This is a genomic window from Sinobaca sp. TMA16-18 (assembly GCF_059510535.1).
Genome location: NZ_JCAKFM010000001.1, coordinates 596,366 through 617,578, shown reverse-complemented (window position 1 = coordinate 617,578; position 21,213 = coordinate 596,366). Strand labels below are relative to the sequence as shown.

General features: G+C 45.0%; 18 protein-coding genes and 1 other annotated feature. Of the genes, 13 read left to right on the top strand and 5 right to left on the bottom strand.

The genetic code is table 11. From position 1 onward, the window contains the following. The first annotated feature begins 69 nt into the window (after nt 1–69). Nucleotides 70–271, top strand: a binding site (T-box leader). Between the two features lie 76 nt (nt 272–347). Further along, complete coding sequence (gene tyrS / locus AC5W14_RS03135; RefSeq protein ID WP_496059065.1) at nt 348–1,622, top strand: tyrosine--tRNA ligase; 1,275 nt, start codon at nt 348–350, stop codon at nt 1,620–1,622. Between the two features lie 82 nt (nt 1,623–1,704). Here the strand turns inward: tyrS and AC5W14_RS03130 are convergent, their stop codons facing one another. The 4 genes from AC5W14_RS03130 to hisJ all read right to left on the bottom strand — a co-directional run bounded on the left by AC5W14_RS03130 (nt 1,705) and on the right by hisJ (nt 4,087). Beyond that, a complete protein-coding gene (locus AC5W14_RS03130; protein WP_496059066.1) occupies nt 1,705–1,905 on the bottom strand; it encodes a hypothetical protein in 201 nt (66 codons plus the stop codon). A 41-nt stretch (nt 1,906–1,946) separates the two neighbouring features. Next, the gene (rpsD, locus tag AC5W14_RS03125) at nt 1,947–2,549 is read right to left on the bottom strand and encodes a 30S ribosomal protein S4 (RefSeq protein ID WP_120192627.1); all 603 of its coding nucleotides are present in this window, start codon (nt 2,547–2,549) and stop codon (nt 1,947–1,949) included. Nucleotides 2,550–2,795: 246 nt separating this feature from the next. Next, the gene (locus AC5W14_RS03120) at nt 2,796–3,254 is read right to left on the bottom strand and encodes a GAF domain-containing protein (RefSeq protein WP_496059067.1); all 459 of its coding nucleotides are present in this window, start codon (nt 3,252–3,254) and stop codon (nt 2,796–2,798) included. 14 nt (nt 3,255–3,268) lie between these two features. Then, nucleotides 3,269–4,087, bottom strand: coding sequence for a histidinol-phosphatase HisJ (gene hisJ, locus AC5W14_RS03115; RefSeq protein WP_496059068.1), 819 nt, complete (start codon nt 4,085–4,087; stop codon nt 3,269–3,271). Nucleotides 4,088–4,366: 279 nt separating this feature from the next. Between hisJ and AC5W14_RS03110 the strand changes: the two genes are divergently transcribed. The 7 genes from AC5W14_RS03110 (at nt 4,367) to tpx (ending at nt 12,388) form a co-directional block, all read left to right on the top strand. Next, nucleotides 4,367–6,055: a septation ring formation regulator EzrA gene (locus tag AC5W14_RS03110; protein WP_496193648.1), complete on the top strand. Its 1,689-nt coding sequence runs from the start codon at nt 4,367–4,369 to the stop codon at nt 6,053–6,055. Between the two features lie 97 nt (nt 6,056–6,152). After that, the gene (locus tag AC5W14_RS03105; protein ID WP_496193647.1) at nt 6,153–7,325 is read left to right on the top strand and encodes a cysteine desulfurase family protein; all 1,173 of its coding nucleotides are present in this window, start codon (nt 6,153–6,155) and stop codon (nt 7,323–7,325) included. Further along, nucleotides 7,326–8,531, top strand: coding sequence for a tRNA uracil 4-sulfurtransferase ThiI (gene thiI / locus AC5W14_RS03100; RefSeq protein ID WP_496059071.1), 1,206 nt, complete (start codon nt 7,326–7,328; stop codon nt 8,529–8,531). Nucleotides 8,532–8,554: 23 nt separating this feature from the next. Continuing rightward, nucleotides 8,555–10,135, top strand: coding sequence for an amidohydrolase (locus AC5W14_RS03095; protein ID WP_496059072.1), 1,581 nt, complete (start codon nt 8,555–8,557; stop codon nt 10,133–10,135). A gap of 59 nt (nt 10,136–10,194) precedes the next feature. After that, nucleotides 10,195–11,208 (top strand): signal peptide peptidase SppA, encoded by a 1,014-nt coding sequence (sppA, locus tag AC5W14_RS03090; protein WP_496059073.1) that lies wholly within the window; start codon nt 10,195–10,197, stop codon nt 11,206–11,208. Between the two features lie 15 nt (nt 11,209–11,223). Then, nucleotides 11,224–11,817 (top strand): RDD family protein, encoded by a 594-nt coding sequence (locus AC5W14_RS03085; protein WP_496059074.1) that lies wholly within the window; start codon nt 11,224–11,226, stop codon nt 11,815–11,817. A gap of 70 nt (nt 11,818–11,887) precedes the next feature. After that, nucleotides 11,888–12,388, top strand: coding sequence for a thiol peroxidase (gene tpx, locus AC5W14_RS03080; protein WP_496059075.1), 501 nt, complete (start codon nt 11,888–11,890; stop codon nt 12,386–12,388). Nucleotides 12,389–12,455: 67 nt separating this feature from the next. Here the strand turns inward: tpx and AC5W14_RS03075 are convergent, their stop codons facing one another. Then, nucleotides 12,456–13,208, bottom strand: a complete 753-nt coding sequence (locus AC5W14_RS03075) for a PRC-barrel domain-containing protein (RefSeq protein ID WP_496059076.1) — start codon at nt 13,206–13,208, stop codon at nt 12,456–12,458. Between the two features lie 190 nt (nt 13,209–13,398). Between AC5W14_RS03075 and AC5W14_RS03070 the strand changes: the two genes are divergently transcribed. The 5 genes from AC5W14_RS03070 to argH all read left to right on the top strand — a co-directional run bounded on the left by AC5W14_RS03070 (nt 13,399) and on the right by argH (nt 21,176). Continuing rightward, a complete protein-coding gene (locus AC5W14_RS03070) occupies nt 13,399–14,388 on the top strand; it encodes a class I SAM-dependent methyltransferase (protein ID WP_496059077.1) in 990 nt (329 codons plus the stop codon). Between the two features lie 131 nt (nt 14,389–14,519). Continuing rightward, nucleotides 14,520–15,707 carry an acetate kinase gene (locus AC5W14_RS03065; RefSeq protein WP_496059078.1) on the top strand — a complete coding sequence of 396 codons (1,188 nt, stop codon included), beginning with the start codon at nt 14,520–14,522 and terminating at the stop codon, nt 15,705–15,707. A gap of 136 nt (nt 15,708–15,843) precedes the next feature. Next, entirely contained in the window at nt 15,844–18,225 is a 2,382-nt protein-coding gene (locus tag AC5W14_RS03060; RefSeq protein ID WP_496059079.1) for a Lon protease family protein, read from the top strand. 363 nt (nt 18,226–18,588) lie between these two features. Continuing rightward, on the top strand, nt 18,589–19,803 hold the full coding sequence (locus AC5W14_RS03055; protein ID WP_496059080.1) for an argininosuccinate synthase: 1,215 nt from the start codon (nt 18,589–18,591) through the stop codon (nt 19,801–19,803). Next, nucleotides 19,800–21,176, top strand: coding sequence for an argininosuccinate lyase (argH, locus tag AC5W14_RS03050; RefSeq protein ID WP_496059081.1), 1,377 nt, complete (start codon nt 19,800–19,802; stop codon nt 21,174–21,176). Before AC5W14_RS03055 ends, argH begins: the two co-directional genes overlap by 4 nt. Nucleotides 21,177–21,213: the final 37 nt, after the last annotated feature.

Genomic DNA, 21,213 nt, shown 5'->3' with positions numbered 1-21,213 from the left:
AAGGACAATCGGCAGTGAAGCTTGACATTGCCGGAAAAACCATGTTAAATAGTGATTATCATAAATAACAGAACAGCGCAGACGAAATGAAGTAGCTTTTTTTATCCCTGTCACAGAGAACCGGCGGCTGGTGGAAGCCGGTACATATAAAAAAGCGAATTACGTTATCCGAGCTTCTTTAGCAGATAAAGACGGCAGCCGCCGTTAACGGTTTGAGTGAAAAGCTTTGCTTTTAAAAAAGGGTGGTACCGCGGTAAACATCGTCCCTTTTATTAAAAGCGGGCTTTTTTTATTTGTCCGATGACGGCAGCCGCTGCGTTGGTGGTTAATTTAAAAGGAGAGACACAATGACTATTTTACAGGATCTGGAACAAAGAGGATTAGTGAATCAGGTAACCGATCGGGAAGGGCTGGAAGCTTTACTTAACAAAGAATCTATTACGCTTTATTGTGGATTTGACCCGACCGGCGACAGCCTTCATATCGGACATCTGCTTACAATTATTACGATGCGCCGGTTTCAGCTGGCCGGCCACAAGCCTCTCGCTTTAGTCGGCGGAGCTACGGGGTTTATTGGAGATCCCAGCGGAAAGAGTGTCGAACGGTCGCTGAACGAAGAAGACGTAGTAAAAATGTACAGCGAGAGAATCCGCAGTCAGCTGCAGAGACACCTTGATTTCACAGGAGAGTACGGAGCAGAAATTGTTAACAACTTTGACTGGATCGGAGAAATGAGTGTTATTACATTTTTAAGAGACGTAGGAAAGCATTTTGGCGTGAATTATATGCTGTCCAAAGAATCGGTGGAATCCCGAATCAAAAACGGCATCTCTTTTACAGAATTCAGCTACCAGATTCTTCAGTCCCTCGATTACCTTCACCTGTTTAAAGAGAAAAACTGCCGTCTTCAGATCGGCGGCAGCGACCAGTGGGGCAATATAACGGCAGGGCTGGAGCTGATCCGCAGAAAAAGCGCAGATGAAGAGCAGAAAGCCGAAGCATTCGGCTTCACTATTCCTCTTGTCACAAAAGCGGACGGCACCAAATTTGGTAAAACTGAGGGTGGTGCGATTTGGCTCGATCCCTCTAAAACGACACCGTATGAGTTTTATCAGTTTTTAATAAACACCGATGACAGAGATGTAATCAAGTTTCTGCATTACTTTACATTCCTCCCGGCGGAAGAAATAAAGGAATACGAACAGAAAATGCAGCAGGCACCGGAAAAAAGAGAAGCCCAGCAGAAGCTGGCCGAAGAGCTTACGGCATTTGTTCATAGTAAAGAAGCAGTACAGCAGGCACAGAATATCTCGGCGGCCCTTTTTGGCGGGGGAGACGTGAAAAAGCTTTCGGCAGATGAAATTGCGCAGGGATTCAAAGACGTTCCCACCCATGAGGCAGGAACGAACGAAGAACCAGGCTTAATTGATACACTCGTGGAAGCAAAACTCTCTCCGTCGAAACGACAGGCGAGAGAAGATATTACAAACGGTGCCGTTTACATTAATGGGGAACGCTGCACCGATTTACAAAAGCAGCTGTCCAATGAAGACAAAATCGGTGGCAGGTACACTATTTTAAGAAGAGGCAAAAAGAAATACGCGCTCGTATCATTTAAATAGAGCAAAAAGGGCTGTCCCAAAAGTACATTAAAAAAATGAAACAGCTGTATCAGATCTAAAAAAAGATAAGGCTGGTGTTTATTCAGGCGGGAGCTTTCGGCAGGCCAATCTTCAGCGGTGGCTGGTCTGCCTGAGTCACCGCCTGGTCTTTTTTTATGGTTTTGTTTTCGAAAAAAATAACCATCGCTGCATTTAAAAACCCCTCGTATTCCTGTTGAAAGGAATACGAGGGGTTTCGTTTGTCTTCTCTTATTATTGGTAAAACGAAGACTGAAATCCACAATTTAAAATAAAAAAAAGCAGCCGGCCGGCTGCTTTTCTTTATTAACGGGAGTACCACTCAACGATAAGGGCTTCCGTGATTTCTGCAGGAAGTTCAGAACGCTCTGGGTAACGATCAAGCGAACCTTCCATTTTTTCTTCATCAAAGCTGACGAAGTCAGGCTTGTAGCTGTTTACATCCAAAGCTTCTTTGATAGAAGTAAGGTTGCGTGACTTTTCGCGAAGGCCAATAACCTGGCCTGGCTTTAAGCGGTAAGAAGGAATATCTACGCGCTTACCGTCAACAGTTACGTGACCGTGGGAAACGAGCTGGCGTGAACCACGGCGCGTACGGGCAAGACCGAGACGATACACGATGTTATCAAGGCGTGCTTCAAGAAGAACCATGAAGTTTTCGCCGTGAACACCCTGCATTTTGCCTGCGATTTCAAATGTGCGGTGGAACTGACGCTCATTTAAGCCGTACATGAAACGCAGCTTTTGCTTCTCTTGAAGCTGAAGGCCGTATTCAGTAAGCTTTTTGCGTTGTGTTGGGCCGTGCTCACCTGGTGCATAAGGTCTTTTTTCTAATTCTTTTCCTGTGCCGTTAAGAGAAATTCCATAACGACGTGACTTTTTCCAAGATGGTCCTGTATAACGTGACATACAAGTAATCTCCTTTATAATAAAATAGTTGAAAAAAGAGCAACGTTGGTAATCTCCCGCTATGCCCATTTTATTTTCACGTATCTTCACCTCGACAGCTGGAGGGTACGCAATACACCTTATACTCCTGCGAGTATAGGAATAAAATGAAGAAAGATCGAACATGGCAGGCTTACCCTGGCTGTCTTTTTGCACAAAGATCATTATATCCTTTTAAAGCTGTCAAGTCAATAGAAGTAAAGCGTATTAAATATGCTTTAAAAGAACAGCGGCGAATTCTTCCAAAATCTCCTGGTCTTCTTCTGAAAAGCGGTTTTGTTCCGGGCTGTCAACGTCCAGGACGCCAAGAAGCACGCCCTCTTTAACAAGCGGAACGACAATTTCAGAAGCGGAGGCACTGTCGCAGGCGATGTGGCCCGGGAAAGCATGAACATCTGCGATCCGCTGGGTTTCAAGAGTCCCGGCGGCGGTTCCGCATACGCCTTTTCCCATAGAAATGCGGACACAGGCCGGCAGCCCTTGAAAAGGGCCTAAAATAAGTTCATCTTCCTTTGGGGAATATAAATAAAATCCGGCCCAGTTTACCGAAGAAAAATGCTGGTACAAAAGAGCAGAAGCATTGGCCAGGTTGGCGGTTTGATCGGCTTCTCCTTCTAAAAGGGAGTCAAGCTGTTTGTTAATAAGGTGCAACGGGGAAGTCTGCATCGTACATATCTCCTTTAATTATCATTAAATAGTGTAAGGGGGTAAAGTTCCTTAACGCCCTGGAATAACTCGGCAGGCTGATGGGCATCCGACCCGTATACGAGAGGAATGTGCCGGCTCAGCGCTTCTTTGATGATCCATTCCGGTGGATACGGCTCCCGGCAGAGAGGTTTAGCGGTGCCCGCGCCGTTATAATCAAGCTCCATATTGTGCTTTTTAACAGCATGCAGAATCTGATGCACTAAATCGGTCGGATAGTGTTTTACCGGGAATTTACGCTGGAATTTGTGGACGAGCGTCATATGACCCAGGCGTCCGGGTTTGAACGGGCCGAGGCCGGCCTTCACAGACAGCAGAACCGTTTGAAAGTACAAACGGGCTACAGCATCCACTGACCCTGTCCGGCTTACTAACGAAGCAAAGAAATCAGGGCTGTAATCCATGCATGTGTATTCTCCATCAGCTAACAGAAAATGAGTGGAAAGAATGCTGTCATCCAGGTAAGGGCCGTATGTATCAAGAAACTTTTCTGTTTCTTTTTCATACCGTTCAATAAAATCAACTTCGAGACCGGTTAAAATCGTAATATCGTTTTTATACGTTTTTTTGACGCTTTCCAGCTTCAGCAGATAGGCTTCCAGATTACCCATGGACATTGCGCTGTCTTTATCCGGGACGGTATCCGTAAACCCTTCCGGGAGCGGGGCGTGTTCGGCGAAAGTTAAAGTGGTGATGCCGCCGGCTGCCGCTTTTTCAATATATTCTTCCAGGGGACGGGATGTACCGTGGGGGCAATAGGGTGTGTGGACATGTCCATCGCGCTTTGGACTCATAAGACTTCATCCTTCCCGGATTTTTAATATTGGATAATATTTCTGAAATATTTATGTAACCAACTCTCACACGAGAGCCTTTACATGTTATCATAAAGTCATTGATTAAAAAAATAAACAAACCATGAATACACGTTTGGTAATAGAAGCTGATGTTCTTTGAGAGAGAAAAAAACAGCCGCTTCCGGATTTACTCGTGTATACATATAAAGGAACAAGCAAGGCCGCACGAAAAATATATTTCAAACATATGTTGTTGAAACTGGAGTGAAAAATGCAATGGAGTTTATCCTTTTAGCTATTTTGGTAATAGTAGTAGCTGTTGTTATTTATGGAACCTTATCAAGAAGAAAAATATACAAAGATGTAGACAGGCTGGAAAACTGGAAAATCGAACTGGGAAGCCGTCCGGTTGCGGAAGAAATTGCCAAAGTAAAAGGATTGAAAATTTCCGGGGAAACGGAAGAGAAATTCGAGCTTTGGCGTAAAGATTGGGACGATATTGTCGGCGTACATATCCCTGATATTGAAAAAGCTCTTTACGATATTGAAGAACAGGCAAATAAATATCGTTTTGGAAAAGCCAGAGACCTGGTTCATGCGGTAGAAAATCAGCTTCAGGATATAGAAGCGCAGATCGAAGCCATTTTTAAAGAAGTGGACGAGCTGGTTCACAGTGAAAAAGAAAATGAGGCAGGCATCTCTGAAACGCAGGCGAGATACGATGCCATGTCGAGGCATCTGCTGCAGCATTCCCTTTCTCTTGGGAAAACAGCACCGGTTTTTGAAGAACGCAAAACCGAAATGAAGCAGGCTTTGATTTCTTTTGAAGAAGATAGAGAGGCAGGCAATTATACGTCTGCCAGACAGACGCTTAAGCAGGTTGACCATGACCTCGAAGTGCAGAATGAACAGATGAAAGAAATTCCCGTATTGTTAAAAGATATTGACATGGAGCTGCCATCTGAATTAAGAGAACTGCAGCGCGGGGTGGAAAACATGCAAAGCCAGGGTTATCCGCTCGGCCATCTTTCCTTATATGAACAGATTGAAGAATACAAGCAGGAGCTTCCCGCTTTAAAGGAAAGCTGTGAAGAATTTGAACTGGAAAAAGTAAAAGACAGAATCGAAGAAATAAGACGGTTTATGGAATTAACGTACGAAATGCTTGAAAAAGAAGTGGATGCCCGCGGAGCGGTACAGGCAGAAATTCCACAGCTGGAAGAACAACTGCGAAAGCTTAAAGAAAAACTGGCTGACCTGCAGCGCGAAGAAGCAAAAGTCGAAGTCAGCTATTTAATTCCAATGGAAGATAAAGAGATGCATGACAGACTGGCAGTGAAGATGGATGAAACAATTAGAAACTGGCGCGTATTCCAGGATTCCAATATTAATCAGACGCAGACATTTTCAGAACAGCGCAGCCAGCTTGAAAAGCACCGCAAAGAATGGAGCGGCCTTACAAAAGAAATACAGCAGTTAAAAGACAGGCTGTACACGCTTCGCAAAGACGAAAAGAAAGCGTTGGATACCTTTGCTTCTGTAAAGCGCCAGCTGCTGGAAGATGAAATGCTTCTGCAGCGCTCCTTTATGCCAAGAATTCCTTCCCCGCTTTTAAATGACCTGGATGATGCAGATGAGCATGTGAAGGCGGCGGAACAAACGCTCGATGAAGTGCCGGTGGAAATTGCCCGGGCCAATGCAGATGTAGAGGAAGCAGATAAAAGCGTACGACGCTTTCACCAGCGCCTGATAGCCACTCTCGAACAGGTAAAGCTGGCAGAACTTGCCATCCAATACGGAAACCGCTATAGAAGCAGCGATCAGGAGCTTAATGAACAATTTAACGAAGCGGAAAAGCATTTCCACAAAGGCCGCTATGATGATGCAGTTAATACAGCTATTGGGGCAATGGAAAAAAAGAATTCGAATATACGTGAAGTACTTCTTGAATTTGGTAAGCAGTAGAAGAAAAGCCGTCTGGAAAAGACGGCTTTTTTGCTGCGTGAAAACGCACATACCGAACGAAATGTGGTAGGATATTACGTTGAGAAGAGTATAACGAATGCTAAAACAGATAGAAAGGCAGGACGCCATGATTTATTTAGATAACAGCGCGACAACCAGGCCATGGCCGGAAGCGATGGAAACATTCATAAAAGCGTCCACCGATTATTTTGCCAATCCCTCTTCCATGCATCAGCTGGGACAGGATGCGGGAATACTGCTTCAGAAAGCAAGAGAGTCTGCCGCTGCTATGCTGGGAGTAGAAAGAGAAGAAATTATCTTCACCTCAGGAGGAAGCGAATCAAATGCCCTGGCAGTGCAGGGAACTATGGCAGCTCTGGCTTCCAGGGGGAACCATGCTATTACGACAGTGATGGAACATCCATCTGTGTTAAAGCAGTTTCAAAATCTGGAAAAGCAGGGGGCTGAAGTGACCTACTTACAGCCGGGACCTGATGGAAGAATTGATCCTTCCCAGGTAATGAAGGCTGTTCGTCCAGCTACCGTGCTTGTATCTATTATAAGAGTACAAAACGAATTAGGAACGATCCAGCCGATAGAGGAAATCGGCCGGAAACTTGCCGCTTTTCCCAAAGTTTATTTCCATACGGATGATGTGCAGGGGGCAGGGAAACTTCCGATTGACTTGACAAACGTCGATTTGTACTCGCTGTCCGCTCATAAATTCCACGGTGTCAGAGGCGCAGGTATTCTCGTGAAGAAAAAACGAAAAAACCTGGTCCCAATCATTGCCGGAGGCAGCCAGGAAAGTGGAATGAGGGCCGGGACGGAAAATGTGGCAGCGATTGCTGCAATGATTAAGGCCCTCCGCTTAAGCCGGGACAAATACGAAGCAGCCGGGGGAGCGCTCTCTGATCTAAAACAGAAGATGACCCGCCGCTATCAACAGATGGCAGGGGTAGAAATTAACACGCCGGCGATCAACAGTGCTCCATATATTTTGAACATTTCTGTAAAAAACACAAAACCGGAAGCGGTCGTGCAGGAGTTATCCAGCCGCGGGATCTATATATCCACGAAGTCGGCATGCTCGTCCAAAGAAAAAAATACCGGGTCTGTCCTCGGCGCATGCGGGTTTACAAAAGAGCGTGCAGAAACGGCGCTTCGGATCAGTTTAAGTACAGAAACAACAGAAGAAGATATAGAAACGCTGCTTGCCGCTTGCAGCAGTATCTTTCCTTCTGTCCAATTAGTCGTAGGAGGAAAATAAATGATATTTGATCATATAATTGTCCGGTATGGAGAACTTGCTCTAAAGGGAGAGAACAGAGGCCTGTTTGAAAAGCAGCTTCTGCACAATATCCGTCAGGTACTAACCACCTTTCCAAATGTAAAAGCAAAAAGAACATATGGAAGAATTATTATTGAACTGAACGGCGAAGAAGGCATGGCTGTAGCGGAAAAAGTACGCTTTGTTTTTGGCCTTTCTTCTTTGAGTCTGGCCGCCAAAGCAGAAAACAGCGTGGAGTCGATACGCAGTACAGCTCTTACTGTATTTAAAGCGTACGAGGGACCGAAAGAAACATTCAAAGTAAGCGCCAGAAGAGCGTATAAGAATTTCCCCGTGTCTTCCCAGAAAATAAACCCTGCCGTAGGCGGTTGGATTCTCGAACATACCGAAGGGATCTCGGTCGACGTACATCAGCCGCAGGTAGAATTAACCATTGATATCCGGGAACAGGGAACGTACATCAGCTGCGGAAGGATCCCGGGGGCAAAAGGTCTGCCGGTAGGCTCCGGCGGACGGGGGCTGTTAATGCTTTCTGGCGGTATTGACAGCCCGGTAGCAGGCTACCTTTCTATGAAGCGCGGCGTAACTATTGAAGCCCTTCACTTTCACAGCCCGCCTTATACAACTGCTCAAGCCCTTCAAAAAGTAAAGGATGCGGCTGAAGTACTGGCATCCTATGGAGCAGACATCCGGCTGCACGTGGTTCCGTTCACCGATGTTCAAACAGGCATTAGAGATCATATTCATTCAAGCTACCAAATGACGGTAACAAGAAGAATGATGCTTCGTATTGCAGAAAAAACAGCAGGCAAAGAAAAGATTCAGGCGATAATCAATGGAGAAAGCATCGGCCAGGTGGCCTCCCAGACGATTGAGAGTATGTATACGATTAACGAAGTAACCACGATGCCGGTTATCCGGCCGCTCGCTGCTATGGATAAAGAAGAGGTGATGAAGATTGCAGAAACCATTGGCACCTATCCTATATCCATCCGTCCCTATGAAGACTGCTGCACTATTTTTCTGCCGACAGATTCTGTAACAAAACCAATCCGGGACAAAGCCTCCCGTTTTGAAAAAGCGTTCGAATATGAGTCTCTTATTGAAGAGGCGGTGCAGCATACAGAAACAACAATCATATCTGCTTCGTCTGCGCAGCAGAGCGATATGGATTCGCTTCTTTAATTAAAAGCAGGGAGGAATAAGCAATGGGCACACTTTGGCACGGCGGGACAATCTACACGATGAACGAGGAAAAGGAAACAATAGAAGCTGTCTATACAGAAAAAGAAGACATCATCATGACCGGCTCGAAAAAAGAGTTGGAAAAACAGTATGCAGATCGAATAGAGCGTGTAGAAAATCTTAAGGGAGCCGTTCTTTATCCTGGATTTACAGACAGCCACCTTCATATGATCGGCCTTGGCGAAACAATGCTTACCCTGGATCTGTCTACTTGTGAAACAGCTGAAGAAATGCAGCAGCTGATTGCACATAAGGCAGCTGCCCTGGAAGCAGGCGAATGGCTCATTGGAGAAGGCTGGAATGAAAACAAATTTCCGGATCGTAAAATTTTCCATAAACAGGAGCTCGATCAGCTGGCTCCTCATAATCCTATGATTTTAACAAGAATCTGCCGGCATGCGGCTCTTGCCAATACAGAAGCGCTGAACAAAGCTTCTATTTATAAAGAGACCCCTGATCCGCCCGGCGGAATGATTGTAAAGGATAATAACGGAATTCCTACCGGGTATCTGCTCGATCAGGCAGCGGATGCAGTTAAGGAAGTGATGCCTCCTGTAACGAAGGCATACTTGGAAAAGGCGCTTACGCTTGCAGTAGATCGCATGCTTTCCATGGGGTTGACCGGAGGCCATACGGAAGATTTAAATTATTACAACAGCTTTAAAGAAACATATGAAACGTTTTATAAAGTGCTTGGAGAAAAAAGAGCTCTGCGAACGAACCTGCTTGTTCACCACGAAGTAGCAGAGGAACTGTTTGCAGAAGAGCCGCCGGTACATCCATTTGTTACATTTGGAGCCGTGAAAATATTTTCGGACGGTGCCCTTGGCGGCAGAACGGCCTGGCTGAAGCAGCCTTATAACGATGCGCCTGACACTTCCGGCATGGCTATTCATCATGAGGATGATTTTTTCGCTGTAGTTAAACGTGCCAGAGAAGCCGGCAAAGAAGTAGCGGTCCATGCGATAGGCGATAGAGCGCTGGAGCTGACGGTTACTGCAATAGAAAAATACCCGGTTCCTTCCGGAAAAAGAGATCGTATCATTCATGTGCAGGTTGCAGATAAGCAGCTGATTGCTCGTCTGCAGAAGTTGTCTGTCATTTTAGATTTGCAGCCAAGCTTTGTGCTGTCTGATTTTCCATGGGTGGAAGAAAGACTTGGTTCAGCGAGAATGCCTTATTCTTTTGCATGGAAAACCCTGCTTGATGCAGGTATTATCTGTGCAGGAGGATCAGATGCTCCGATAGAATCCGCAGACCCATTGGAGGGGATATTTGCAGCAGTGGCAAGGCGACGGCCGGACGAGACGCATGACGGCTATCTGCCGGATCAGAAATTGTCCATGTTTGAAGCCGTGCGGCTCTATACTACAGGAAGTGCTGAAGCTGTCGGACGTGAAAAAGAACTGGGCTCTATTGCTCCGGGTTATAAGGCGGATTTCACCGTGCTGGATAAGGATTTGTTTTCGATTCCGGTTAATGCTGTATTAGAGACAAATGTCATCGGCACTGTCGTAGGAGGAAGCTGGCAGTACAGAGTATAATGGAAAGAGACTGGAAATAAAGAAATGGCTGTGAGAGAATAATAAAAAGGAGGGATAGCATGAATTTTAAAAGATGGATTGCGCTAGTAGTAGCGGCCATTGTGATTGTCGTTTCCATTGGCTTTCAGGCTGTTTCCTCTCTTGCAAGCGCTAATTGGAGCGATTTTGCAGGGGGAGGAAGCCAAACTGGAGGAATGGAAGGAATCGAAGAAGAAGAGCTTGAGCCCGGAGATGGTTCGGGTAACACCATCGCAGTGCTGGATCTGCAGGGTGTGATTCAGGATACTGGAGAAGGCTCTTTGTTTGATGCAGGAGGCTATAATCATCAGGAGTTTCTATATATGCTGGAACAGGCAGGGAACTCTAATGATGTAGACGGGATTATTTTAAAAGTTAATACTCCCGGCGGCGGTGTAGTGGAAAGTGCGGAAATTCACGATGCGATTGTCAGCGTACAGGAGGAACACGATAAACCGGTATATATTACGATGGGAAGCCAGGCAGCTTCCGGCGGTTATTACATAGCAGCTCCGGCTGATAAAATAGTCGCCCATCCCGCTACTATTACAGGATCGATAGGCGTTATTATGCAAAGCATTAATTATTCCGAGCTGGCCGATAACATTGGAATTGAAGAGAATTCCATTACCAGCGGAGAATTTAAGGACATTATGTCCCCCGGAACAGAAATGTCTGAAGAAGATGAAGCTATCCTTCAATCTATTGTAGATGATATGTATGATGATTTTGTACAGGTTATTGCGAATGGACGCGGTTTAGCTGAAGAGGAAGTACGTGAAATCGGAGACGGACGTATTTATACTGGTGACCAGGCACAGGATATCGATCTTGTGGATGAACTTGGCACAATGGATGATACCATCGCATTTATGGAAGACGAACAAAATCTGGAAGGCGCTCGTGTCGTACAGTATGGAGCCAGTTTTTCTTTTAACTCATTTGTAGGAGCCGGAGCGAGAAGCCTGTTTGTCCGCGACGCAGAGCTGCTTGGTTTAAAAGAACTTCTGACAACATCCGATTCTCCCCGGGCTATGTATTTATACACAGACTAGAGAGGAGGAACAGCAGTGAGTGATGAGAAGAACAGGGAAGAAAGAAACGAAGAGCCCGGCCCGGTGAAAGCAGCCGGAGAACATCCGGAAAACAAAGACACACAAACCGAAACAGCTTCCGGCAGCTCCGGCCGCCCGACAGAAGAAACGTCTTCTGCCGCACCGGCAGAAGGAACAAAACCGATGCAGCGTTATGCCGGTTTTTGGATGAGATTCTGGGCCTACTCTGCAGATGTGCTGATTGTTTTTGCTGTCAACGGCATTCTGCTCAGCCCGCTTGCGTTTATTAACGGAGGATCTGTTACGTTTTTAGAATTTTTTACTATACAAGGGCTGTTAAGCGGCCTGGTTATGTACTTGTATTTTTTAATTATGACAAAGATAACCGGGCAGACGCTCGGAAAAATGATTTTTGGACTCAAAGTTATACGAAAAGACAGGCAGCCGCTCCGCTGGAGTGACCTGTTTTTCAGGGAAGTCGTCGGACGCCTGATTCACCGGCTGCTCGTGTTTACCAATGTCTTATATCTGGTAGTGGCTTTTACAGATGAAAAACAGGGAATTCACGATATTTTCTCTGATACAAGAGTCATCCATACGGAAAAGTAAGAGGCGTCGTTTATTCATTGAGGAGAACAGGGTATAGTACCAATTAGACTAACTTACAGGAGGAATTTTCATGGCCAATGTTACATTTAAAGGAAACCCGGTTACGCTTCGAGGCTCAGAGGTGAACGAGGGCGACCTGGCACCAGACTTCAGCGTTCTCGCTAATGATTTATCAGAGGTGAAGCTGTCTGATTTTGAAGGCAAAGTCCGCTTAATCAGCGTGGTGCCTTCTATTGATACAGGAACATGCGACAAGCAGACAAGACGTTTCAATGAAGAAGCGGCTGAACTGGATAATGTCGAGATATTAACAATCAGCAATGACCTGCCATTTGCACAGAAGCGCTGGTGCGCAGCTGCAGGAATAGACAACATTCAAGTGGTATCCGATCACCGTGATCTATCTTTTGGAGAAAGCTATGGCGTTGTTATCGATGAGCTCCGCCTGCTGGCACGTTCCGTGTTTGTAGTAGACAGCAGTGGAGTCGTTGCTTATAAGCAGATCGTGCCGGAAGTATCCGAGCATCCTGATTATGAAGCGGCTTTAAAGCATGCCAAGACTCTGGTTTAATAATAATTAATCATACGAAAAGCCTCTACAATGCTGTAGGGGCTTTTCATATGAGAAAAGAAAAAATTCAGCTGTGGTTTTTATAATGCGCTGTTACGTTACTGTCATACTCATCAGTGAGAGCCGTGTTTTCATTATATTCCGGTGCTTTTTCAATAACAGAACGGGCTGCACGGATTTCTGCTATTTGATTTACAGGATCAAACTCTTTAAATTGTTCCACAGGTACTAATGTTTTGTCTTTGGAAAAGAAACCGGCTGTATCGATTTCCACAAAGCGGATCTGCCAGGTGGAAGTGTCAAAAACGATGTCGGTTACCTTACCGGCATCTTTTCCTCCGGCGGATACGGAGTATCCTTTAATATCCTCGGTACTCTGCAGAACGTATTCATCATTATCGCCGGCAGGTTGTTCTGTTTCCATATCGGACTGCCCGGGAACGAGTGGTCCGCCTACCGGAAGCATAGCTCCTCCGGCTCCTGCTGCAGGAGGCATCCAATAGCTTCCCGCATTGTAATGATCAGATAGTTTTGTTTCGTACGAGCGGGAAATTGGTTTATGGTCTTCTGGTTTTGGACTGTTTTTAATTTGTTCTTTCGTGGCCTGCACGCCAACAGACTGTTCGGCAAAATTCAAATTAGTGATCAACTCGGGACTGATCAACACCCGGCCTCCCGCAAGTAATGCCCGTGTGTCTGCTGCCATGTAACGAACTTTCCAGTCACCTGCTGAATCGAAATATACGTCAGCTATCGAACCAAAACGATCATCCTCTGCGGAAATAGCAAATTCCCGGAACATTTTTGTACGTAGTAGCATAGTTTAACCCCTCCATTTTTTAAAAAAGTACAGCAATACTATTTCCACTATTTCCATTGAGCCGTTAATTAAAACGTATAATGTTTTCCGGGCCCGGCTTCTTCAAAAGTGGAGGATCGACTGCATGTCTGATATACTATCAAACGTTGCGAACCAAAGGTACAAGGATTGAACTATGGGAGGAAAGAAAATGACAGAACAGACAAATACGGAAGCTTTATATGAATGGATAGATCAAATGGCCGGAGCGGTTCAAAAAAACATGGGCTTAACCTATTTAGAGGCTTTGGCTGAAGCAGGAGAAAATCTTCTTCAGCAGGATGTGGTCCAATCCCTCCCCGATGACAAAAAAGAGCAGCTGCAGGAAAAACTAAAAACAACCCTTCCGCCTGAAATGAAGCGCGAGGAAATAAGAAAAGCATTTCAGCTTGCAGTTATAAAAGGAATGAAAGAAAACGTGCAGCCGCATCATGCGATGACCCCGGATGCTGTAGCTATGTTTATGGGATACCTGGCAGAAAAAATAACGGCTAAAAAAGATATAAAAACAGTCATGGATCCGGCCGTTGGAACAGCGAACCTTCTTACAGCAGTATTAAATCAGCTGAACAAAGAAGTAGTGGCATACGGAGCGGAAGTAGATGAAACGCTGCTGAATATTGCCTACGTTCTTTCCAACCTGCAGGAGCATACGGTAGAGTTGTTTCACCAGGACAGTATTGAAAAGCTTCCCGAGGTTCCAGCAGATCTTATTGTGACGGACCTGCCGGTAGGCTATTATCCTAAACCGGAAGCAGCGGAGCAGTTTGAGTTGAATGTAACGAACGGCCAGCCTTATGTTCATCATCTAATGATCGAGAGCAGTCTCAAAGAATTAAAAGAAAACGGAACAATGCTTCTGCTTGTACCGAATTTTATTTTCGAGAGCGACCAGGCAGACGACCTGCAGCGCGTGATCAAAAAATATGCATTTACTTTGGGTCTGCTTCAGCTTCCATCGTCTATGTTTAAAGATCAGCAGTTCGCTAAAAGCATCTGGATCATTCAGAAAAGAGGCCCAGATGTCCGGCAGCCGGGCCAGGCTCTGCTTGCTGAAATGCCGTCCTTTTCAAACCGCGAAGCGATGATTGAGATGATGAAAAGTATTGACAACTGGTTTAAGGAAGAAGGATTTTCCTAATATACTGCGCTGGGAACCGCTTACAAATATAAGCTTCTATGCCTTGGTACAATAGGATTTTCTTGCTTTTTTTCCGGTGGAATGTTTAAATAGAAAAGGTTTGAAAGAAAGTAGAAAAAGGGGCGCTTTATATGCCGAAAATTATGGCAATCAATGCTGGAAGTTCATCGCTGAAATTTCAGCTCCTTCATATGCCGGAAGAAACAGTTATTGCAAAAGGATTAGTTGAACGAATTGGTATGGACGGAACCGTCATGGCCATTGAATTTGGAGAGGAAGAACATACGGTTCATCCTTCCATCGAAGACCACGCGGATGCTGTAAGAGAAATGCTTTCGTTTCTGACAGAAAAAGAGATCATTCAGTCACTTGATGATATTAATGGAATCGGTCACCGGGTGGTGCACGGCGGTGAGAAATTCTCCGCTTCCGCTCTGATGACCGATGACATGTTAGCGGAAATTGAAAAACTAAGTGAGCTGGCTCCGCTTCACAACCCGGCAAACATCATGGGAATTAAAGCATTTAAGCAGGTGCTTCCACATGTTCCTTCTGTGGCTGTGTTCGATACGGCTTTTCATCAAACGATGAAAAAGGAGAAGTATTTATACAGTATTCCTTACGAGTATTATGAAAAATACGGCATCCGTAAATATGGTTTCCACGGCACATCCCATCAGTATGTAGGGGAAAGAGCTGCGGCGATGCTTGGCAAAGACCAAAAAGATGTGAAGGTTATTTCCTGTCATATTGGAAATGGAGCAAGTATTGCTGCGATAGACGGAGGAATGTCTGTTGATACATCGATGGGCTTTACTCCGCTGGCGGGTGTAACGATGGGAACTCGTTCCGGTAACCTCGATCCTGCTCTTATTCCATACATTATGGAAAAAACAGGAAAAAGTGCGGAAGAAGTCATTCACGTATTGAACAAAGAGAGCGGCATGCTTGGCTTGAGCGGCTTCTCCAGCGATCTTCGTGATATTGATGAAGCGGCCAAAGGTGGAAACGAACGTGCGCAGACGGCAATGAATGTTTTTGCTTCCCGTATCCATAAATACATTGGTGCCTATGCAGCGAGTATGAATGGAGTAGATGCTATTGTCTTTACGGCAGGTGTCGGCGAAAACAGTATAACCGTTAGAGAAAAGGTAAGTAGAGGCCTTGGCTTCATGGGTGTTCATTTCGATGAAGAACGAAATAACACACGCGGAAAAGAAGCAGAAATCAGCGCGGAACATTCGCCTGTGAAAATTTTCGTTATCCCAACGAACGAAGAAGTAATGATCGCACGGGATGCACTGGCATTCAGCGAGTAATAAAAAAAAATAATATAAACTGCACCCTCATTGTCCGGTACATCCAACAATGAGGGTGCAGTTTTTTATAGGAAAGCAGGAATTCAATCAATGGAAGAGAAGGATATACACATACCATAAAAAAGGGGTGGTCTTAGTGGTATGCCGTAAAGATCTGGTTCTTTCTTCAGAACAATTAGCAGCAAGGTGCGACCCGGACAGCTTTTCTTTCGAAACAACAAGTGAATTAAAAAAAACACCGATGGAATTAATAGGCCAGAGCCAGGCCCAGGAAGCGATGGAGTTTGGGCTGCACATGAAGCATGATGGCCATCACATCTTTTTAGCCGGACCGGGAGGTACAGGAAGAACAACATTTGCCAGATTAAAAACGGAACAGGCCGCGGTAAAAGAAAACACACCAAAGGATATAGTTTATATACATAATTTCGAAGCCCCCGATACCCCGGCATTCATCGAGTTTCCAGCTGGAGAAGGCAGTTTGTTTGCCAGGGATATAGAAGAGATGATGCATGAAATAAAAGAGGAAATTAATAAAGCACTGACAGGCGATAGATTCGAACAGCAGAAAATGGATATGGCACAAATGCAGGAAAATGAACTGCACGATAAATGGCAGCAGCTGGAAAAAAGAGCCCGTGACCAGCGTTTCGCATTGGACAAACAGCAGCAGGGAGTAGTAGCAGTACCATTAACGAAAGAAGGAGTACCGCATTCGGAAGAATCTTTTCAGAAATTGGATGCAGCCACCAAACAGAATATAATGGAAAAAAGCAAACGGCTCACAAAAGATGTGAATGCAACCTTAAGGCAGCAGCAGATACTGAGAAGATCTCTTAAAAAGAAATGGCAGGATGCAGAAGAGCTTATGGTCGGCCAGGCAATTTACGGACCGCTTGAAGAAATGATAGAGGCATATCCTGGTGTACCAAAAGCATTATCTTATATAGAAAGTATACGTAAAGAAATAGTGAAAAAATGGAAAGTTCTTTTTCAAGAAAAAGAAGGCAAAAGCAACAGGGGGATTCCATCCGAGTTTTCAGTAAACATCCTGGTCAGCCATAAAAATGGAGTGGGGGCACCGGTCATTCACGAAACATACCCATCCTATGCCAATCTGTTTGGGAAGATCGATCAGAGGCCGGCACTTCCAACGTTGGAAACAGATTTCAGCATGCTTACAGGGGGATCCCTTCACAAAGCTAACGGTGGGTATTTAATTTTAGAGGCTGCTGAACTGTTGTCTCACTTTTACAGCTGGCAGGCTTTAAAGCAGATGCTCCGCTCCGGCCTGCTGCGGATGGAAGCATTGGCCAATGAAGCGGCCGGCGGCCCCCGCAGTCCATTGAAACCGGAGCCGCTTCCGGTAAATATGAAAGTGATTCTAATCGGCACTCCTTCCCAGTTTGATTATCTGTTTCAATCAGATGAAGTGTTCCGCAAGCTTTTTCGTGTGAAGGTGGAGTTTGAAACAAGCATGGATCGGACATTTAAACATATAGAAGAATACGCTGCTTTTATTGCATATATCTGCCGGCGTAATCAGCTGCTGCACGTACACAAACGGGCTCTGGCGAAAATAATTGACTACAGTACCAGGCTGGTAAACGATAAAAGAAAGCTGTCTGCTCGCTTTCATCTCATTACGGAAGTATTAATGGAGGCAGATTACTGGGCACGTGAAGCCGGAGCGGCTTTCATCGATGCGGAACATGTGAAACGGGCCCGTAATGAAAAGCAAAGCCGGACCAATCAAATGGAAAAAGCCATGCAGGATGCAATAGACGATGGAACAATTATGATAACGACCGAAGGGTCGGCTGTAGGGCAGATTAATGCTTTGGTCGTCTCTGTAAGAGGAGAAGGGTCATTCGGCCTGCCGACCAGAGTGTCAGCCAGAACGTATGTCGGCAGAAACGGAATTGTTAATATAGACCGGGAATCTTATTTAACAGGGCCGATCCATACGAAAGGACTGCATATTCTCTCCGGCTATCTGCAGGCGGAATTTGCCCAGGATGATCCGCTGCCATTGGCGGCGAGTATTACTTTTGAACAGTCTTACAATATGGTGGATGGAGATAGTGCTTCGAGCACGGAGCTGTATGCTCTGCTGTCGTCCCTGGCAGAAATACCTCTTAGGCAGGATATTGCTGTTACCGGCTCAGTCAATCAATTTGGGGATGTCCAGCCTATCGGCGGTGTAAATGAAAAAGTGGAGGGTTTTTACTCGGTCTGCAAACGAAGAGGTCTGACTGGAACTCAGGGAGTCATTATCCCGAAATTAAACAGCACAAACCTGATGCTCCGCAATGAAATTATAGAAGCGGTGGAAAAGGGGCTGTTTCATATTTGGGCTGTGTCTTCTATAAAAGAAGGTATGGAAATATTGACTGGTGTCCCTGGAGGGGAAAGAACACCGGAGGGCGTGTACGAAAAGCAAAGTGTATACGGTATGGTGCAGGAGCGTATTACAGCAATGGTAAATAAAATGAAAAAAATAGAAAGAAAGCAGTAGAAAACAGGTCTGGTTTTCTTTTTTTATAACATATAATGCAGTATTTATGCATGTTGTTTTATAAAATGCAGAACGGAATAGTTCGAAATAGCATAACAATCCTTTATTTATAGAGAAAAAAGCCTTTTATAAACAGATGACATAGATTCATTTATAAATTTTTATGCTTTTTTATGAATAAGTGTTGCAAAAGCGAATAGAACTTGTTAAAGTAATAAATAGCAAAGGGCGCCGCTGAGAGCGCACCAAAATGAGAGGATAAAACCTCTTATATTTTTTGCAGAAGAATGTATAAAAATAATAAAGACAGTATGAATATTCAATCACACATGGATAAGAGTTATATAAATGGAGGGAAATAGAATGGCAAAGCAAAAAGTAGTATTAGCGTATTCCGGAGGACTTGATACATCGGTGGCGATTCAATGGCTGAAAGATAACGGCTATGATGTTATCGCAGTAGGATTGGACGTAGGAGAGGGAAAAGACCTGCAGTTTGTAAAAGATAAAGCGTTAAAGGTCGGCGCGATTGAATCGATCAGCATTGACGCAAAGAAAGAATTTGCGGAAGACTTCGTACTTCCAGCTATGCAGGCACACGCAATGTATGAGTTGAAATATCCGCTCGTTTCCGCTTTATCAAGACCGCTCATTTCTAAAAAACTTGTTGAAATTGCAGAAGAATACAATGCAGATGCAGTCGCCCACGGCTGTACAGGAAAAGGAAATGACCAGGTGAGATTTGAAGTATCCATTCAGGCGTTAAATCCAAACCTGGAAGTGATTGCTCCGGTAAGAGACTGGGGATGGTCCAGAGATGAAGAAATTGACTATGCCAAGCAGCATAACATTCCAGTGCCGGTAGATCTTGACAACCCTTATTCTGTAGACCAGAACTTATGGGGAAGAAGCAACGAGTGCGGAATCCTGGAAGATCCATGGGCTACACCGCCGGAAGGTGCTTACGATTTAACAACACCGCTTGATAAAACACCGGACGAAGCGGATATTATTGAAATTGAATTCAAGCAGGGCAAGCCGGTCGCTATTGATGGAAAAGCGTATGAACTTGATGAACTTATTCTTCACCTGAACGACGTAGCAGGCAAGCACGGCGTTGGCAGAATTGACCACGTGGAAAACAGAATGGTCGGCATTAAGTCCAGAGAAATCTACGAGTGCCCCGGCGCTACAACGCTTTTAACTGCTCATAAAGAACTTGAAGATATCACGCTTCCTAAAGAAGTGGCGCACTTCAAGCCGGTTATAGAAAAGAAAATTGCAGAACTTATTTATGAGGGTCTATGGTTTTCCCAGCTTAGAACAGCCCTCCTTGCTTTCCTTGAAGAGACGCAGACAAGTGTCAGCGGACTGGTAAGAGTCAAGCTGTTCAAAGGACATGCTATTGTAGAAGGAAGAAAATCCGATTTGTCCCTTTATAACGAAAATCTTGCCACGTACTCTACCGGCGACGAATTTGATCACAGTGCAGCAGTTGGATTTATCAGCCTTTGGGGGCTGCCGACAAAAGTTCACAGCCAGGTCAACAAAACCGGCGTGAAGGGTGTTAATGTATGACAAAGCTTTGGAGCGGAAGATTTACGAAATCAGCAGAAGAATGGGTGGATGCCTTTGGGGCATCCATCTCTTTTGATAAAGAACTGGTAGAAGAAGATATTGAAGGAAGCCTGGCTCACGTGGAAATGTTGAATAAAACCAGTATTCTAACAGATGAGGAAACCGGGACGATAAAAAAAGGACTTCATGCTGTAAGAGAAAAAGCCAGAGCCGGTGAACTGGATTACAGCGTGCAAAACGAGGATATCCATTTAAACATTGAGAAATTCCTTACCGATGAAATTGGTCCGCTTGGTGGAAAGCTTCATACTGGCAGAAGCCGGAACGATCAGGTGGCTACCGACATGCACCTGTATTTAAACAAGCAGACAAAGGAAATAATAAAAAGTTTAAAAAACATGCAGACGGCGCTTGTTACTCAGGCGGAAGCGCATGTAGAAACAATTATCCCCGGGTACACGCACCTGCAGAGAGCGCAGCCGATATCTTTTGCCCATCACCTGATGGCGTATTTCTGGATGCTTCAGCGCGATGTAGATCGTTTTGAAGATAGTTTGAAACGTGTAAATCTATCTCCGCTTGGAGCCGGTGCGCTTGCGGGCACAACGTTTCCAATCGATCGTCACTACTCAGCTGAACTGCTTGGGTTTGACGGAATTTACGAAAACAGCCTTGATGCTGTGAGTGACCGCGATTTTATTATTGAATTTATGAGTGCCTCAGCAATGAGCATTATGCATCTATCCAGGCTTGCAGAAGAGATGATTCTCTGGTCCAGCCAGGAGTTCCGCTTTATTGAACTGGATGACGCATTTGCTACCGGAAGCAGCATCATGCCGCAGAAGAAAAACCCGGATATGGCGGAATTAATCAGAGGAAAAACAGGCAGAGTCTATGGCAATTTATTCTCCATGCTTACCCTGCTGAAAGGCCTTCCGCTTGCGTACAATAAAGACATGCAGGAAGATAAAGAAGGCATGTTTGATACGGTACGTACGATAAAAGGGTCGTTGAATATTTTTACTGGAATGATTGAATCAATGACGGTCAATACAGAAATCATGAATAAAGAAACCCATTCCGATTTTTCCAATGCGACCGAATTAGCAGATTACCTGGCAACCAAAGGAATGCCGTTCAGGGAAGCTCATGAAGTAGTTGGAAAACTGGTCCTGACCTGCATTCAGCAGAATATATTTCTTTTGGATCTATCTCTGGAAGAGTATAAAGCAGCCAGCTCCCTGTTTGAAGATGATATCTACGAGGTATTAAAACCCTCTACGGTAGTCTCAAGAAGAAACAGCGCCGGCGGCACCGGATTTGACCAGGTCCGCCATGCCATTGGCCTTGCTAAAGGAAAACTGGGAGAATAGTAAAATACACGAAAGACCTTCACCATGGCGGTGAAGG

Bases quoted from the DNA above. Each gene is read 5' to 3' on its own strand.
- tyrS (WP_496059065.1), top strand. From the start codon at position 348: ATGACTATTTTACAGGATCTGGAACAAAGAGGATTAGTGAATCAGGTA.
- rpsD (WP_120192627.1), bottom strand. From the start codon at position 2,549: ATGTCACGTTATACAGGACCATCTTGGAAAAAGTCACGTCGTTATGGA.
- AC5W14_RS03120 (WP_496059067.1), bottom strand. From the start codon at position 3,254: ATGCAGACTTCCCCGTTGCACCTTATTAACAAACAGCTTGACTCCCTT.
- hisJ (WP_496059068.1), bottom strand. From the start codon at position 4,087: ATGAGTCCAAAGCGCGATGGACATGTCCACACACCCTATTGCCCCCAC.
- AC5W14_RS03110 (WP_496193648.1), top strand. From the start codon at position 4,367: ATGGAGTTTATCCTTTTAGCTATTTTGGTAATAGTAGTAGCTGTTGTT.
- AC5W14_RS03105 (WP_496193647.1), top strand. From the start codon at position 6,153: ATGCTAAAACAGATAGAAAGGCAGGACGCCATGATTTATTTAGATAAC.
- thiI (WP_496059071.1), top strand. From the start codon at position 7,326: ATGATATTTGATCATATAATTGTCCGGTATGGAGAACTTGCTCTAAAG.
- AC5W14_RS03095 (WP_496059072.1), top strand. From the start codon at position 8,555: ATGGGCACACTTTGGCACGGCGGGACAATCTACACGATGAACGAGGAA.
- sppA (WP_496059073.1), top strand. From the start codon at position 10,195: ATGAATTTTAAAAGATGGATTGCGCTAGTAGTAGCGGCCATTGTGATT.
- tpx (WP_496059075.1), top strand. From the start codon at position 11,888: ATGGCCAATGTTACATTTAAAGGAAACCCGGTTACGCTTCGAGGCTCA.
- AC5W14_RS03075 (WP_496059076.1), bottom strand. From the start codon at position 13,208: ATGCTACTACGTACAAAAATGTTCCGGGAATTTGCTATTTCCGCAGAG.
- AC5W14_RS03070 (WP_496059077.1), top strand. From the start codon at position 13,399: ATGACAGAACAGACAAATACGGAAGCTTTATATGAATGGATAGATCAA.
- AC5W14_RS03065 (WP_496059078.1), top strand. From the start codon at position 14,520: ATGCCGAAAATTATGGCAATCAATGCTGGAAGTTCATCGCTGAAATTT.
- AC5W14_RS03055 (WP_496059080.1), top strand. From the start codon at position 18,589: ATGGCAAAGCAAAAAGTAGTATTAGCGTATTCCGGAGGACTTGATACA.
- argH (WP_496059081.1), top strand. From the start codon at position 19,800: ATGACAAAGCTTTGGAGCGGAAGATTTACGAAATCAGCAGAAGAATGG.